Source organism: Gordonia sp. UBA5067 (assembly GCF_002414845.1).
In the GTDB taxonomy this organism is placed as follows: Bacteria; Actinomycetota; Actinomycetes; order Mycobacteriales; family Mycobacteriaceae; genus Gordonia; species Gordonia defluvii.
On the sequence record NZ_DIAX01000035.1, the window covers coordinates 33372 to 48909 of the forward strand.

A 15538-nucleotide genomic window follows, 5' to 3' on the forward strand; every position below is an offset into this window, starting at 1 on the left:
GCGCTCGAGGTCACCGGAGTCCATGACGCGGTCGACGGGCTCGGCGCGTTCGGCGAACGCGCCGGACTGGCGGAGCATCGCGTCGACGAGGGTGGTCTTCCCGTGGTCGACGTGTGCGACGATGGCGACATTGCGGAAGTTTTGAGCAGCGCTCACAGGCGGAACTTTCTGGTGATGGGCATAGTGGTCGTGCGTTCGTCCCGCTCGCAACCGCTCGCGGCGCCGGGCGGGAACCGCCAACTGTGCAATTCTACCTGCGCAATCGCCCACAACCAGAATCGAAGGCCCGGGGTGAGACCCCGCTCACGTCGGGCACCGGTTCACAAATTAGGTATACCTACGCTAATATCGTCGGTATGGGCAGCAAGAATGCAACGGCGAAGGTGCGCGACCTCAAACCAAAGAAGAAGTGCTGCCGCAAAGATGTCCGGTGCATTCGCTGCCCCGTCGTCGTCCACCGCCTCCGCAAACTCGACGTCGACGGCATGAACCGCAAGAAGCTCGAAAAGGCGATCAAGAAGGCCCGGGTCGCCTGAGCAGGCCCGCCAGCTCCGGAACCCACCCGACATCGGCCGGCACCATCTCCCCACGCCGGGCGAGGTCCGCCAGGTCCGCCGGACCGAACCACGCCACCGCGCGGTGCTCGAGCGCTGCCGGCTCCCCCCGAGTCCACTCGGCGCGATATGCCCGCAGTTCCAGGTCTTCGCGCAGCGCCACCGGATCGCCGATGGCTCCGCCGACGACAACCTCGATTCCCAGTTCCTCACGGAGTTCGCGCCGGAGGGCCTGCGCCGCCGTCTCCCCCGGCTCCACCTTGCCGCCGGGCAGCTCCCACAACCCGGCGAGCTCACGCGGATAGTCCCGCTGCGCCAGCAGCAGACTCGATCCTTCGGCCCCGCCGCGGATCACCGCCCCCGCCACCACCAGTTGTCGGCCCACTATCGCCCCCGCCCACCCAGCAGGCCGACGCGGGCGCCGACGAGGGTCACCGCCATCATCTCGCCCACCCGGGGGCGACCGGCCCGCTCATCGTCGACGAGTGCGCCGAGTTCGGCGATCGGGACGGCGAGCGCCGAGCCGTCCAGGATCACGTGCATCCGCTCGGGCAGGTCCCGTACCCGAAGCACCGGCAGCAGCGTGGTTGCGGCGTCGTCGGGCCGGCGGGCGCGCAATGATTCGGCTCGGATCGCGACTGCCGTAACGCGCTCGCCATGATCGACGTGCAGCTGCGCCGCGGGAATGTCGCCCAATTCCGTGCGCACCACGTCGCCCGCGTGCGCGGCGGCGAGGAAGTGCTCCCAGCCGAGGAATCTCGCGGTCCACTCGTCGCGCGGGTGGCGCCACACCCGGGCCGCACTGTCCCGCGCGACCACCGCACCCGCACGCATGACGACGATGGTGTCGCCCATCGTCGCCGCCTCGTCGTGGTCATGGGTCACCATGATCGCCGGGGTGGCGGTGGCCCGGACGATGTCGCCGATGTCGTCGGCCAGCCGGCCCCGCAGGTTGGCGTCGAGCGCGGCGAGCGGCTCGTCGAGCAGCAGCAGCCGTGGACGCGGCGCCAGCGCCCGGGCCAGCGCAACGCGTTGGGCCTGCCCACCGGACAAATCGTCCACGCGGCGGTTCGCCAGCTCCGGCAGACCGACCAGCTCGAGCATCTCGGCGACCCGCTCGGCGATCTGCGGCCGCGCCCACCGCCGGGCCCGCAGCCCGTAGGCAATGTTCGCCGCGACGGTGCGCCCCGGAAACAACTGCCCATCCTGAAACACCATGCCGAAGTCGCGGCGGTACGGCGGCACGGCGGCCAGATCAGCCCCGTCGAAGGTGATCGCGCCGGCCGCGAGCGGCTCCAGGCCGGCCACGGCCCGCAGCAGCGTCGACTTCCCGCAACCCGACGGTCCGAGGATCACGGTCACCGGGCCGGACCCCGAATCCGCGGACCCCGAATCTGCGGACACGGTCAACGACACATCGTCGACGACCCGCCGGTCGCCGTAGTCGACGCCGACGCCGCTCAGCACCAGCGTCACAGCAGTGACCCCGCGTTCGGACGGATGGCTTCCACGATCGCGACGGCAATGGCCGTCACGACGACGAGGACCACCGAGCAGGCCATCGCGGTGGCCAGGCTCGCTTCGCCGGGGCGATTGAGCGCCGTACCGATCATCACCGGCAGCGTCGTCGTGTCCACCCGGGCGAGGAAGCTGGTCGCACCGAACTCGCCGAGGGACATGACGAAGGCGAAACCGGCCGCCGCGGCCAGTGAACGGCCGACGATGGGCAGGTCGACGGTGCCGAAGACCCGGATAGGGCGCGCGCCCAGCGACGCGGCCGCCGCGGTCAATCCCGTCGGCACCCGCTCCAACGCGGGCACCGCGACCCGGATCACCAACGGCATGACGACCAGGGCCTGCACCCCGGCAATCACCAGCCACGAATTCGCCAGTCGGGCCGGCCAATGGGCGAGGACGAGCGTGTACCCGAAGCCGAGCGTCACCGCGCTCACGCCGAGCGGGATGGCCGCGATGATCTCGCCGACCTCGCGGAGTGGGCCCCGCAGGCGGGTCACGACGACGGCGGTCGTCAGGCCCAGCGCCACGGCGAGCGCGGCGGCCGCCACCGCGGTGGTCAGCGATACGACGGCCGACTCCAGCGGTGTGATTCCGTTGACCTCCCGGCCAAGGGCTCGATAGCCGGCCAGCGTCCAGCTGCCCGGCCCGGCCGGTCGCACCGACCACAGTGCCAAGACTGCGAGCGGGAGCGCCAGCCACAGCGCCGCCCAGGCAACGGTGAGGGCCATGGCGGCGCGGGTCGGGCCGCGCGGCGCAGGCGGTTGTTCGTCACTCGGCCGGTCGCCGGTCGCCCGCCTCGACAACACGCGGGCAGCGGCCAGGGTCACCGCGACGACGATGATCTGCAGGACCGAGAGGGCGGCGGCCTCGGGCAGGCGGAAGTAGCCAACGCCCTCGGTGTAGATCGCAGTCTCAACGGTGCGGAGCTGACCATTGCCCAGCACCATGATCACGCCGTAGCTGGTGGTGCAGAACAGGAAGACCAGCGCGGCAGCGGCCGCGATCGCCGGCAGCAGGCGCGGCAGGGTGACGGTGGTGAAGGCGCGTAGCGGCGCCGCCCCGGACACCTGGGCGGCCTGGGCGAGCCGTGGGTCAAGGCCCGACCAGGCCGCCCCGACCACCCGCACGACGACGGCGGTATTGAGGAACACGTGGGCACACAGCACCGGGACAAGACTGGGTCCGGCGTCGTCGAGCGCGCCGCCCAGACTCGCGGGCAGGAAGGCGAGCGGCCCGGTGAACACGGCGCGAAAGGCCATCCCGACGACGACGCTGGGCAGCACGAACGGCAGCGTCACCATCACCAGCAGCAGGCGCGAACCGGTGAACCGCACCCGGGCGACCAGCCAGGTGATCGGCGCGGCGACTACGAACGTCAACACGGTCGATGCCGCTGCCTGGGCCAAGGTGAAGGCCAGCAGCGGACCGGCGTCCGCGCGGCGCCACAGCTCAACGATGCCGGCGCCGTCGTTGACGGCAACGGCGCGGCCGACCAGGGCGAGCAGCGGCCAGCCGAAGAAGATCACCAGAAAGGCGAGCCCGATCACGCCGAGCAGGACCGTGCCGGCGCGCGGGCTTCGCGTGTCGCCGACCCGGCGCCGACTCACCGGCCGACGGCGGCGCGCCACTGCTGCAACCACTGCTCCCGGTTCTTGGCGATGTAGTCCGGCGGCATGTTCACCGTCCACTCCGGCATCGGGGCGCGGGTGGCCCAGCCATCCGGTAGCCGGATATTGCGGGTGACCGGATAGACGTACATCGACGACGGCAGCGCCTTCTGCACCGTCGGCCCGAGCAGGAAGTCGATGGCCTTGCGCGCGCCGTCGACATTGGCCGCCCCCTTGAGGATGCCCGCGTATTCAACCTGGCGGAAGCACGTCTCCAGCAGCGCCGCAGTGCCCGGTGTCGCGGCCGGCGACGACGCGTAGGAGATGACGATCGGCTTGGTGCCGTGGCCGGCACCCGCGCTGAACAGCTGGTTGTAGGCGACTTCCCAACCGGAGACGATCGTGGCGCCGTTGGCCACGAGGCCGCGCCAATAGTTCTGCCAGCCGCCGCGCTTCTGACCGACCGTCGTCAGGAGGAACGAGATCCCCGGGGACGAGGTGCCCGGGTCGAGCAGGGCGGCCTGGCCGCGGTATTCCGGCTTCAGCAGGTCGTCAAGGGAGGCGGGTGGCAGGACGTCGCGGCGGTCATACCACGCAGAATCGACGTTGAGGCAGACGTCGCCGCGATTGACCGCGGTGAGCAAACCCGGCGCCGAGGGCAGCGCGTAGTCGGATGCGCCGTTCGACGCCGCCGGGGAGACATACTCGAGCAGCGCACCGGCTTCGACCGGACGGGAGGCGAAAGTGTTGTCGATGCCGTAGACCAGATCCCCCTTGGGGGAACCCGGCGTCAGTGCGATCTGCGACGCAAGTTTTCCGGCATCGCCGGACTTGGCGATTTTCAGTGTCATGCCGGTGGTCGCATGAAACTCGGCGATGACCGACGCGGGGAGGTCGAATGAGTCGTGGGTCAGCATCGTGACCGTCCGGCCGTCGTCGGGACTGCCGCAGGCGGCGAGTCCCAGCGCCAGCACCGACGCGAGAAGCACACCGCCGACCCGGTTCATCGGGGACGTCGGGGAGTATCGGCTGCGCATGGACCGATCTAACCACCAGTGCGGCGCGCCGACGCCGTTCGATGATCGAACTACCGTCCCGCGGGTCGACAACGCGTGAAACAAGACAGTAACAATTGAATCACCAGCATCACTGGCCCCAGGGTCCTGGGGTTATGGTGCTGGTTGCGGGTGCATTCGAACCCCCATCTAGAAGGCCACATAGACTGACGCGCGATCGCCTTCGCCGACTGTAAGGACCCACCCCCGTGCGACTGACTCTTTCGCTCGCCGCGGCCACCGTCGCCGTCTCCGCCGGACTCGCCGCCGCCGCGGCACCGGCGATCGCCGCACCGGCAGCACAGCCCGACGCCGTGACCACAGCCCTGAGCGCCATCCCCACCCGAGTCGACCGCCAGGTCCTGGACTCGTTGGGGGCCTTCGCCCCCGCTATCGTCGGATCGATGGCCACCCCCGGCCCGGACGGCAAGGTCAACCCGGCGTTGTTCGCCGACGCGAACACGCTCGGCTCCGACCCGGCACTACCCCCGAATGTGCGCGCGGTCTGGCAACAGGTCATCGACTTCCTCGGTGCGCCCGGCAAGCGGAGTCTCGCGGCCTACCACCGATCCCACACCCTCCCCGCCGCGAAGGCGACCAAGCCGGGCGACCCGGAGATTCCGCGCGGCCCCCACGCCCCGCGCATCCAGGAATTCCTCTACCCCACGATCGGCATCGGCTGTATGCCCGAGTCGGCCACCGGACCGCTCGGTTCGGCGGGGGGCGGTAACTCCCTCGGGCGCGCCCTGGTCACCGCCGGACCGCAGCAGGCGCCGGCTCCCGGCCCGAAGGCCGGTCAGGTCGGCTACGTCTACACCAGCCTCGGTACCGGGCCCGCGGTGAACAATAGCGCCCGCCCGCTCGTCGCCCAGTGGCTCAATCTTGATACCGGCCGCACCGGCAGCATCAACCTGCGCAGCAATCCGAAGATCAACGCCACCGACGGCCCCGGCACCTTCACGGCCATCGCGAGTACCGGACGCGGGCGGGTGCTGACCGTGATCTCGGGTGATGTGACAACCAAGACCAAGACCAAGAAGATCGCCTCCTGCGGGATCGTTCCGGTCATCGGCATCGCGTACGTCTAGGCTGCCGGCCGGCGCCGCTCAGCGGTTGCCTTGCCCCCGACGGTCTACGGCCGATTGCGGCCGCGTCACAGCTTGGACTCATCAATTGCCCCACTAGTCACATCCATGTTGTTCTGTCACTAGAACCCCACTAGTAACAGCATCTTGGAGTGACCATGCTCGGCAAGTTCGCACGACCGGTAGTCACCGCGGCAATCAGCTTGGCCACCGCAGCCGCGCTGGCAGCCGGGGCACCCGCAGCCCACAGCGCGCCACCGCCCGCGCCGCCGGCCGCACCCGAGCTGCCGCGACCGAAACCCGGTGGCAACACGCTACCCATCGAGGTGCCCTTCGACAACGAACTGGCCGCCGTACTGAAGTTCGCCAAGCAGGTCGGCGGCGACAAAATCCTCGTCGAGGTGCTGCAGGCCATCATCGGCGCGGCCGGCCAGATGTCGCCGCTGGCCACTGCCGGGAGCGCACCCGCCCCCGGAATCAAGCAGGTCGCCGCGACCGCCGATCCGATGGGCCTGCTGCGCCAGGCCGGCGTTCAACCCCTGTCCCCAACGGTCGCCCCACTGTGCGCGGCGCCGACTCCCCAGAATCCGCTGGGCCTGGTCACCGCCGGAGCTGCCGCAATACCGGGTCCGTGGCCGCTGAAGACCGCCCATCCGCTCACCCTGCTGCCGTTCGCGCTCCCCGGCGTGAGCATGCCCGATCCCGGTATCGTCAAGGACGAGCACACCGCCTTCGCGTTCGTGCCCGCCGATGTGCGGCCCGCCGGCGAGCACGGCACGATGCGGGTCGCCTGGTTCAACAGCACCACCATGCGCGGCGGTCTCACCGACCTCACCCCGCTGGCCGAATCCAATCCGATGCTCAAAGTGCTGCCCGGACTGTCTGGTGTGCGTCTGGTTCCCGTCGACACCGGCAAGGGAACCATTCTCGCCGCCGTGTACGGCACCGCCGGAGTCGCCGGCCACCGCGAATGCTTCTTCCTGCCCTCGGTCGGAGTGATCAATTCCTAGCCGGACCGCCTGGACCGGCGCCACCGCGGTGGCCGGAATCGCCGCGACCGTCGCTGGGGCGGCGTCAAACCGGCGGGCGGCGGCGCTAACCAAACCACTCCCGATGACACTCCTGGCGCTACGGACATTGGCCCAGCGCGATACTGCGCCGGTCGATCGGGCACTTACCCTCGGCGCGATCGGGTTCGCCATGGCCGGCGACTACTGGATGCTCCGCGAAGAGTTCGAACCGCGTGGGTCCGCAGCCAAAGACGCCAGTCTGCGACGGGGAGCAGCGTTCTTCTCCGGCGCGCAGATCTGCTACCAGGTGGCGTTTGCCCGGCGTGGCGCCCGCTACCGGCTGCGCTCGCTCGCCCCCCGCATGGCCGCGATGGGCGAGCCCGCCATCGTTCTCGCCGCGAATGCACCACGGGTCCTCCCGGTGCTCGGCCCCTACGGCGCGCTGCTCGCGGGCATGTCGGCGCTGGCGGGCGACGCCGGCCGGCGATCAGCCGTGGGCGGGCTGCTGTTCCAGGCATCCGACATCGCGATCATCAATCGCCGGCACCTCGCGAATTCGCCGGTCGCGCGCCGCGCCCTCGAGGCGTGGGTCTTGGGCAGCTACTTCGCCGCCCAGACCCTTCTCGTCGATGCCTTGTCGACACCGGCGGCATCGACCGGAGTGATCAAGGCGGGCTAGGCCGGTCCCGTCAGACCGCCTGCGCCGAGCCCGAGCACACCGAGTTCTGCGGGTTCACCCCGGGCACCACGAACACCGCCTCCACCGACTGGTGAATCTCGAACCTGATCAGGCCCTGACCGGGATGCAGCACGACCTGCCACGTGTTCCGCGGGGCCCGCGACCGCACCCGCACCACCCCCGTTCGGCCGGTGTCGACGTTGCGCCAGTACACCCGGACCCACATCGTGTATTCGGTGATCGGGGTCATTGTGACCTGCATCCGGCGCGTGCTGGCGATCAGCGCGATGGCCGGCGCCGGCAACCCATCCGACGGAGATGAGATCTTGTTCCAGACGTCGACCCAGGTCCGCAGTTCCGGGCCTGGCCACGGATCGGGCACCGGGCATTGCACGGTCTTCACGTAGCTGCGCCCCCCGGCGTACGGATCGTCCCCGGGCGCCGCGTGAACGGGCGCTATGACCGTGCCGCTCACGATCAATCCGGCGCCGAGCAGCCCAAATGCGCACTTCACTCCGCTGAACATGCGCCCACCCTATCGGTCGATAGACTCGGCGCATGGCCAACTCGCCGAAATCTGCACACCTGACGATCGCCCAAGATCGGGCGGCCGACGATTTGCTGTCGCGCGACCCGTTTGCCTTGCTCATGGGCATGTTGCTCGACCAGCAGTTCCCGATGGAGCGCGCCTTCGCCGGACCGTTGAAGGTCGTGCAGCGCTTCGGTTCGCTGGACCCGGCGACCATCGCCGCCGCCGACCCGACGGCCTTCGCCGACCTCTGCGCGACGCCGCCGGCGGTGCACCGTTACGGCCGCTCGATGGCCGGCCGGATTCAGGCGCTCGCACAGGTGGTCGTCGACCACTACGCTGGTGACGCCGCGGCCATCTGGTCCAGCGCATCCTCCGGCGGCGAGCTGCTGACCCGGCTGCACTCACTCCCCGGATTCGGCGAGCAGAAGGCAAAGATCTTCCTGGCCCTCTTGGCCAAACAACTCGGCGTCGCGCCGCCGGGGTGGGCCGAGGCCGCCGGCGACTACGCGAAGCCCGGGCACCGCTCGGTGGCCGACGTCGTCGACGCCGATTCTCTCCAACAGGTCCGCGACTTCAAAAAGGCGGCCAAGGCCACCGCGAAGGCCCGGGCGTGAGCAACGGCTCGGGCGTGAACGCGGAATCGGCTACCGGCCTGCCGACCGACAGGCTGATCGCCGAGCTCGAGGAGGAGTTGACCGATTTCTGGCGCCGCGGACGGATCCGTGCGCGCGACCGATCCCATCAGATCGACCCAGACCTCGATCCGTCGTGCTACCCGCTACTCATGTCGGTGGCCCGTTATGCACCGGTGGCGATGTCGCAGTTGGTGGGCGCCTTGGGCGTGGACAAATCGACGGTCACCCGGCAGGTCGATGCCGTCGAGCGCCTCGGACTCGTCGTCCGGCGCCCCGACCCCGGCGACGCACGTGCTCGTGTCATCGAACTCACCGACCAGGGCCGCTCCCGGATCGACGCCGTCTACGCCACCGAGATTCCGCGGTGGCGCAGCCAGCTGGCCCAGTGGGACCCGGCCGACATTCGCACGCTGATCGACCTCCTTCACCGCCTGGGCGTGGGCCTGGGGCACCGGGAATAGATATCAGATAGTTGCGCGTTGCAACTATCGTCCGCTACTGTGATGGCTCTGCGCGGCCTTCCCCGCACACCCCCACTATTGCGGCGTACCCCGGCGGTACCCGTATTCCAGTTTGACCCGAGAGGCTTCCCCTATGAGTGACGCAATCGCGGAACACGATTCCGCGCAGATGACCCACCGTCAGAAGATCGAGGCCCTCGTCGGCCTGCTGCTGGGGATGTTCGTCGCGTTCCTGTCGTCGACCGTCGTCTCGATCGCCCTGCCGGAGATCATCAAGGGGCTGCACGGCACCACCGATCAGTACACCTGGATCGTCACCGCCACGCTCCTCGCATCGACCGCAACGACCCCGATCTGGGGCAAGTTCTCGGATCTGATGAGCAAGAAGCTCCTCGTCCAGATTTCGCTGACCGTGTTCACCCTGGGCTCGGTTCTGGCCGGCATGTCACAGTCGGCGGGGATGCTGATCGCCTTTCGGGCGGTGCAGGGCATCGGCCTGGGCGGTCTGCAGGCCCTGGTCATCATCGTCATCGCCTCGATGTTCAGCCCCCGCGAACGTGGCCGCTACCAGGGCCCCATTGCCGCGGTCATGTCGATCGCCACGGTGGGCGGCCCCCTGCTCGGCGGGATCATCACCGACACCAGCTGGCTCGGCTGGCGCTGGACCTTCTATGTCTGCGTCCCGCTGGCGATCATCGCCCTCGTCGTCATCCAGCGCACCCTCAACGTTCCGACGATCCGCAAGCCCGGCGTGAGCATCGACTACCTGGGCGCCACCCTGATCGCCGGCGGCGTCGTCGTCCTGCTGATCTGGGTGACCCTGGCCGGCAAGTCGTTCGCGTGGGCCTCGGGGACATCGGTACTGCTGGCGGGTCTCGGCGCGATTCTGCTCATCCTGGCAGTGCTCGCCGAGGGCAAACTCCTGAACCGGTTTCTGCCCAATTTTCTGAAGGTGCACGATCCGCTCATTCCGCTGCATCTGTTCCGTGACCGGACGACGACGCTGGCCACCCTCGCGAGCGTCGCCGTCGGCGTCGCCCTGTTCGGGTCCGCCGTGTTCCTCGGCCAGTACTTCCAGCTCGGTCGTGGCTATTCGCCGACGATCGCTGGGCTGTTGACGCTGCCGATGGTGGGCGGTTCGCTGATTTTCGCTACCGTCTCCGGCGGACTCATCACCAAGTTCGGCCGGTGGAAGATCTTCCTGGTCACCGGCGGCATCCTCATGACCATCGGGTTCGCCTTGCTCGCCACCATCAACGGGCACACCAACATGCTGCTGGTCGGCCTCTTCTTGTTCATCCTGGGCGCGGGCATGGGAATGACGATGCAGAACCTGATCCTGCCGGTCCAGAACGCCGCACCGGCCGAAAGCCTGGGGGTCGCGACCTCGACGGTGACATTCTTCCGGTCTCTCGGCGGCGCGGCAGGCGTCTCGGTTCTCGGCGCCGTGCTAGCCACGCACGTCAAGGACCTTACGGTGTCAGGGTTGACAGCCATGGGCCACGCGCTGGTGCCGTCCCTGGGGGCACCGGGAGCGATGGCGAAGGTCGCCGCCTGCGGAAAACTACTGTCGGCGGGAATCGCCGGCGACCTGCCATCGGATTGTGCGGCCGTCCAGCAGACCGCTTTCGGCGACGGAGTGCCCACCATCTTCCTGATCGCCGCCGTCATGAGCGCACTGGCGCTCGTCGCGATCGCGTTCATCAAGGAAGTCGGTCTCAAGACCCTCACGCCGCTCGAGGAGCAGCAGCAGGCGGCAGAGGCGATGGCGGGTCTGTCGCCCGAGGAGTCCCCCGAGGTCGTCGCGGCCGAAGGCCTCATGGCAGCCGGTGTGGCGAAACGACACCAGACGGACAGCGCGGCAGAGGTGACCAGGGGCTGACACCGCCCGGCGACGACCCGAATCTGCCCGGTAGTCCCGACTGGGTGGCCTAGGCTCACGACATGGCCAGTTCACCCACCCTGAGTCCGCAGCTGGTGATCGGCTTGCCGATCCGCCTCGGATTCGCGATCGCCGGTGCCGCGCTCGGGGCCGTCGAGTCGGCGGTCTCGGTTGCCCGCGTCACCACCGAGGGTGTCCAACACGAGGTCAACCATGCCCTCGGCATCGATTCCGACCTCCTCGCCGACACACGCTCGCCGCTGGAGATTCTCAGTCATGTGGCCAAGCTGCTGGGGCCGGACCGGCCCATCGGGCGGGCTCTCGCACCGGGCGGTCCGGTCGACCGTCTCCTGCGGCGCGGCGGCGTGGTCGACCGGTTGACCGATTCCAACGGAATTCTCGAGAAGCTCACCGCCCAGGGCGGGCTCCTCGACCAGATGACCGAGGACGGCGGGATTCTCGTGCGCCTCACCGCCAAAGGCGGCCCGCTCGACCGGCTGACTCGCCAGGGCGGGGTGATCGATCAGATCACCGAGAGCGAGGGCATCCTCGAGCGATTGACCTCGGAGGGCGGTGTCATCGACAAGCTCACCGCGCCGGGCGGAGTGCTCGACAAGGTTGCCGAACCCGGCGGCATCATCGATCGCCTGGCCGACGACAACGGTCTACTCGACCAGCTCCTCGGGGAGAACGGCGCGGTGGAGCGGACCATTGCGCCGGGCGGTCCACTCGACCGGGTCGCCGAACTCGCCGAGAACATGAATGAACTCACGCCCAGCCTCGTCGCGATGCAGGAGGCGGTCAGCGACCTGCGCGCCACCGTCGAACTGCTCAACGCCTCCGTCGCGCCGCTGGGCGGGTTGGCCGAGCGGCTACCCAAACGGCTGACGCGCGGAAGGCAGATCAACAGCATCGAGCAGTAGCCCGCCCGATTCGCGTCACAGCCGCTCGCGCAACTCCGCCGCATAGTTGTCGATGTCGATGACGTCGGGGTCGGCGACCACCGATATCGTCACGGACCGGCCAATCCCGTGGATGCCGTGGGTCAAGCAGTGAACCGCGGACAACGCCGGAAATCCGGCGGTGAACCGGACCCGGCCCCCGGCGAGGAACAGATCGTCGCCGCCACGGTTCACCGATGACACGACGGTATGCCCGGTGACGGCGCCGGGCGGATCTGAATCAGGCCCGCCCGGTTCGAATGCGGTGGTGGCCCAGTGCATCAACGCGGCCGGAGTCGCCGCCTCGGCCGCGCGCGCGACCACCCGGGCCCGCTCGCGGTCGCGGGCTCGAGCCGCGTCGATCGCCGCCGTGATGGCAGTCGTTCGCCTCACCCCGACCAGGTCGGTCCGACTGGCGATTCCAGCCATCTGAAAGTTGTTCGCCCGTCCCGGCCGCGGGGCGCGCGCCAGCGTCAGTTCGACGACGGGGTCGCCATCGACCCAGGCGGCGGCCATGGTGTCGCCGATCGCAGCGATGACCGCCGGGGTGATCCGCCCGTCGATGTCGTCTTTGGCCACGGTGAGGGTCCGCAGGGCGCGACGCGGCCCGGGCCGCCGGTTGATCTTTGCCGCGGCGACCGGCGGCGGGCCGACCGCCCGCGGCGCCCGCGACAGCCGGTAAGAGTTCAGCCCGCCGCCGATGAGCCCGCACACCTGCCCCGGGAGGCGTAGTACCCCGCCTGCCGCCTGGGCCATTGGCGGGATCGACGGCTCGGCGAAGCCGGCCGATGGCGGGCCGGCGCGCTGCCCGCCAAACAGCGCTCGGGCCGTCTCGCTGGCACCGCGACCGTCGGTCAGCGCGTGCGAGATCTGCAACACCGCCACCCGAAGCCGCGCGCCGCCACCGCTCGGATCATCCACCGGACCGAATAGGTGCACGCGCCAGGGGTGGACACCCGGGTCGACCTGATCGCCCATCAGGGCGACGAGACCAGTGAGCATCGCCGGCCAAGACGTATCGACCAGGCGGTGACCGCGGACCTGACCGGCGGTTGCCGCCGAGGACACCCAACGCGGGTAGTCGAGGTGGGCGGGTACCTCTCGTACCACCAGGTTCAGCCGCTCGATCGTCAACGCCGCGGCGAGTACTTCGGCGGCCACCGCGGCTGCCGAGGCCGGGGTGTCGTCGAAGGCGAACAGGAGGAACTGGTCGCTCCGTGCCGCCGGGACCGCCCACAGCGTTCGGGCGTCGACGGGGTGCAGCCGCGTCACCCCCGGGCCAGCAGTGCTTCGAGCTCGGCGGGGTCGATGCCCATCATCGGTACCACCCGCCGCAGCGGGATGGATCCGATCAGCTGCTCAAGGGCCGGATCAATCTCGGTCAGCCCCAACGACTTCCGCATCTGCCCCAGAATCGCCGCTCGGCCGGCCGGGACGGCGAGCAGTTCGGACAACGTCGAGTCGAGACTCAACGGCTGGGCCGCGGAGTCGCCAACGACGGTGACGGTGACACTGGCATCGATGTCACGACTACTGTGGCCGACGTCGATCCGGTAGTCGCCGCCCTCGACGACCCACCCACCGGCCATCGCCCCGCCGGCGGCCGGCCCGCCGGCGCGCCGATCCCAGTACGCCAGTTCGGCGCGCGGAACGGTCACGGTCACTCGCCGGCGCTCACCCGCGGCCACGGCAAGAGCCGCCATCCCCTTCAGTTCGCGCGGCGGGCGGGCCACGACCGACCTTTCCAGTCCGGCGTAGACCTGCACCACCACCCGCCCGGCACGCTCCCCGGTGTTGGTGACCGTTACCCCGACGTCGACGCCGACGTCCGACGGGGTTGCCGTGATTTCGGTGAAAGTCGTTGTCGTATAGGACAACCCATGTCCGAAGGGGAACTGCACGGGGATCTCGCGCGCGTCGTACCACCGATAGCCGACAAACACTCCTTCGCCGTAGCGGACGTGGAGCAACTCGCCGGGGAAGTCGAGGTATGCGGGGCCGTCGGCCAAGCGCAGCGGAATGGTCTCGGCCAACCGCCCAGACGGATCGTCGAATCCGAAGAGAATGTCGGCGAGCGCGGTGCCGCCACCCTCCCCCAACAGGAGACCGTCGACCACGGCCGGCGCGGCGACAATCTGGGCCAAGTCGACGACCGAGCCGTGCGACAGCACGACGACGGTCCGCGGATTGACGGCGAGCACCTGCTCGAGCAGGCGCAATTGCGCCGGCGGCAACTGCCAATCGGTGCGATCGAAGCCCTCCGACTCGTCGCCGGCCGGCACGCCGAGAAAGACCAGTACGACTTCGGCGGTCCGCGCCGCATGCACGGCCCTGGCCGCAAGGTCCGGCTCGCCGGATCCATCGAGGGTGAACCCGGGCTCGAAGACGACCTCGTGCGCGGCGCGGGCCGCGATGGCGTCCAACGCCGCGTCGACCTGGGTGGGATTGACCTTGGAACTACCGCCCCCCTGATAGCGCGGAGTGCGCGCGAATTCGCCGATGACCGCGAGCCGGCCACTCGGGGTCAGCGGGAGCACGGGCCGCCCGTCGATCGGCTGGTTCTGCAACAGCACGATGCATCGACGCGCGATCGTTACGGCCAGCTCGTGCTGTGCATCCCGATCGTAGGACGTGTCAACGGCGTTGGCGCCGGCCGCTAGCGCGAGGGCGACGACCCGCCCGGCACACTCGTCCAGCGCGGCCTCGGACAGCACGCCGTCGTCGACGGCGGCGACGATCGCGGCCGGGCCCAGCCCGTTGCTGCTGGGCATCTCCAAATCGAGGCCCGCGGCCACGGCGGCGACCCGGTCGTCGACCGCCCCCCAATCCGAGACCACGATTCCCTCGAACCCCCACCGGCGCCGCAGTGTGTCGGTCAGCAACCAATGGTCCTCGGTCGCGTAGGTGCCGTTGAGCTTGTTGTAGGCCGCCATCACCGACCACGGCTGGGCGCTGCGCACGACATACTCGAAGGCGCGCAGGTAGATCTCGTGCAGTGGCCGCGGGTCGATATCCGCCGAGACGCGGAAGCGTTCGGTCTCCTGATTGTTGGCGGCGAAATGCTTGACCGACGTGCCGACGCCGTGCTGTTGCACACCCCGCACGTACGCCGCGGCCATCCGGCCCGCCAAGAACGGGTCCTCCGCGTAGTACTCGAAGTTGCGCCCGCCCAGGGCCGAGCGCTTCATATTGATTCCCGGCCCCAGCAGGACACCGACCTTCTCCGCCAGGCAGGCCCGGCCCAGCGCGTCTCCGACCTCCCCGGCCAGCGCCGGGTCGAAGGCTGCGGCCAGGGCCACCGCCGGCGGAAAGCAGACGGCGACGACCGAGTCGTTGAGCCCCAACGCATCGGCGCCCTGTACCTGCTTGCGGATCCCGTGCGGCCCATCGGTGAGGGTGAGTGCTGCGATTCCGGCGTCCGCTATCGCCACCGTCTCCCAGAAGCTCGCGCCAGAGGTGATCGCGGCCTTCTGCTCAACCGTCAACGCAGCGACGATCTGGCTGGCACGGGCACGGTGATCCGCGGGTTTCGAGGCCATGGTCCAAAGTTAGCCGGGAAACCATCCGCGTCGCAGCGTT

The 15538-nt window shown here is 69.4% G+C and carries 16 protein-coding genes; 8 read left to right on the top strand and 8 right to left on the bottom strand.

Annotation, left to right across the window (positions count from 1 at the left end; translation table 11 throughout):
* The coding region (locus tag B4M62_RS14755; protein WP_414651795.1) for a GTP-binding protein at window positions 1-156 on the bottom strand (156 nt) is incomplete at its 3' end.
* A 200-nt stretch (window positions 157-356) separates the two neighbouring features.
* On the opposite strand from B4M62_RS14755, the gene B4M62_RS05770 reads away from it, so the two are divergent.
* The gene (locus tag B4M62_RS05770) at window positions 357-536 is read left to right on the top strand and encodes a hypothetical protein (RefSeq protein WP_290706021.1); all 180 of its coding nucleotides are present in this window, start codon (window positions 357-359) and stop codon (window positions 534-536) included.
* Here the strand turns inward: B4M62_RS05770 and B4M62_RS05775 are convergent.
* Genes B4M62_RS05775 through B4M62_RS05790 form a run of 4 tightly spaced genes read right to left on the bottom strand, consistent with a single transcriptional unit; the run spans window position 514 to window position 4716 of the window.
* The gene (locus B4M62_RS05775; RefSeq protein ID WP_344716908.1) at window positions 514-939 is read right to left on the bottom strand and encodes a (deoxy)nucleoside triphosphate pyrophosphohydrolase; all 426 of its coding nucleotides are present in this window, start codon (window positions 937-939) and stop codon (window positions 514-516) included. The two genes, B4M62_RS05770 and B4M62_RS05775, sit on opposite strands and share 23 nt — an antisense overlap.
* Entirely contained in the window at window positions 939-2030 is a 1092-nt protein-coding gene (locus tag B4M62_RS05780) for an ABC transporter ATP-binding protein (protein ID WP_290706022.1), read from the bottom strand. Before B4M62_RS05780 ends, B4M62_RS05775 begins: the two co-directional genes overlap by 1 nt.
* A complete protein-coding gene (locus B4M62_RS05785; protein WP_290706052.1) occupies window positions 2027-3619 on the bottom strand; it encodes an ABC transporter permease in 1593 nt (530 codons plus the stop codon). The genes B4M62_RS05780 and B4M62_RS05785 overlap by 4 nt, the downstream gene beginning before the upstream one ends.
* Window positions 3620-3675: 56 nt before the next feature.
* The gene (locus B4M62_RS05790; protein WP_290706023.1) at window positions 3676-4716 is read right to left on the bottom strand and encodes a thiamine ABC transporter substrate-binding protein; all 1041 of its coding nucleotides are present in this window, start codon (window positions 4714-4716) and stop codon (window positions 3676-3678) included.
* A 227-nt stretch (window positions 4717-4943) separates the two neighbouring features.
* On the opposite strand from B4M62_RS05790, the gene B4M62_RS05795 reads away from it, so the two are divergent.
* From B4M62_RS05795 to B4M62_RS05805, 3 genes are all read left to right on the top strand, one after another.
* Entirely contained in the window at window positions 4944-5822 is an 879-nt protein-coding gene (locus tag B4M62_RS05795) for a hypothetical protein (protein ID WP_290706024.1), read from the top strand.
* A 155-nt stretch (window positions 5823-5977) separates the two neighbouring features.
* Window positions 5978-6829, top strand: a complete 852-nt coding sequence (locus B4M62_RS05800; protein ID WP_290706053.1) for a hypothetical protein — start codon at window positions 5978-5980, stop codon at window positions 6827-6829.
* Window positions 6830-6857: 28 nt separating this feature from the next.
* Window positions 6858-7508 carry a lysoplasmalogenase family protein gene (locus tag B4M62_RS05805; RefSeq protein ID WP_344716906.1) on the top strand — a complete coding sequence of 217 codons (651 nt, stop codon included), beginning with the start codon at window positions 6858-6860 and terminating at the stop codon, window positions 7506-7508.
* A 10-nt stretch (window positions 7509-7518) separates the two neighbouring features.
* Here B4M62_RS05805 and B4M62_RS05810 read toward each other — a convergent pair whose 3' ends face one another.
* The gene (locus B4M62_RS05810; protein WP_290706025.1) at window positions 7519-8034 is read right to left on the bottom strand and encodes a hypothetical protein; all 516 of its coding nucleotides are present in this window, start codon (window positions 8032-8034) and stop codon (window positions 7519-7521) included.
* Between the two features lie 32 nt (window positions 8035-8066).
* On the opposite strand from B4M62_RS05810, the gene B4M62_RS05815 reads away from it, so the two are divergent.
* From B4M62_RS05815 to B4M62_RS05830, 4 genes are all read left to right on the top strand, one after another.
* Entirely contained in the window at window positions 8067-8654 is a 588-nt protein-coding gene (locus tag B4M62_RS05815) for an HhH-GPD-type base excision DNA repair protein (RefSeq protein ID WP_290706026.1), read from the top strand.
* Window positions 8651-9136 (top strand): MarR family winged helix-turn-helix transcriptional regulator, encoded by a 486-nt coding sequence (locus tag B4M62_RS05820; RefSeq protein ID WP_414651793.1) that lies wholly within the window; start codon window positions 8651-8653, stop codon window positions 9134-9136. The genes B4M62_RS05815 and B4M62_RS05820 overlap by 4 nt, the downstream gene beginning before the upstream one ends.
* A 133-nt stretch (window positions 9137-9269) precedes the next feature.
* Complete coding sequence (locus tag B4M62_RS05825; RefSeq protein WP_290706027.1) at window positions 9270-11018, top strand: MDR family MFS transporter; 1749 nt, start codon at window positions 9270-9272, stop codon at window positions 11016-11018.
* A 62-nt stretch (window positions 11019-11080) separates the two neighbouring features.
* The gene (locus B4M62_RS05830; RefSeq protein WP_290706028.1) at window positions 11081-11941 is read left to right on the top strand and encodes a hypothetical protein; all 861 of its coding nucleotides are present in this window, start codon (window positions 11081-11083) and stop codon (window positions 11939-11941) included.
* 15 nt (window positions 11942-11956) lie between these two features.
* Here the strand turns inward: B4M62_RS05830 and B4M62_RS05835 are convergent, their stop codons facing one another.
* Window positions 11957-13231, bottom strand: coding sequence for a hypothetical protein (locus B4M62_RS05835; protein ID WP_290706029.1), 1275 nt, complete (start codon window positions 13229-13231; stop codon window positions 11957-11959).
* Window positions 13228-15498: a glycoside hydrolase family 3 C-terminal domain-containing protein gene (locus tag B4M62_RS05840; RefSeq protein ID WP_290706030.1), complete on the bottom strand. Its 2271-nt coding sequence runs from the start codon at window positions 15496-15498 to the stop codon at window positions 13228-13230. Before B4M62_RS05840 ends, B4M62_RS05835 begins: the two co-directional genes overlap by 4 nt.
* Between the last annotated feature and the right edge of the window lie 40 nt (window positions 15499-15538).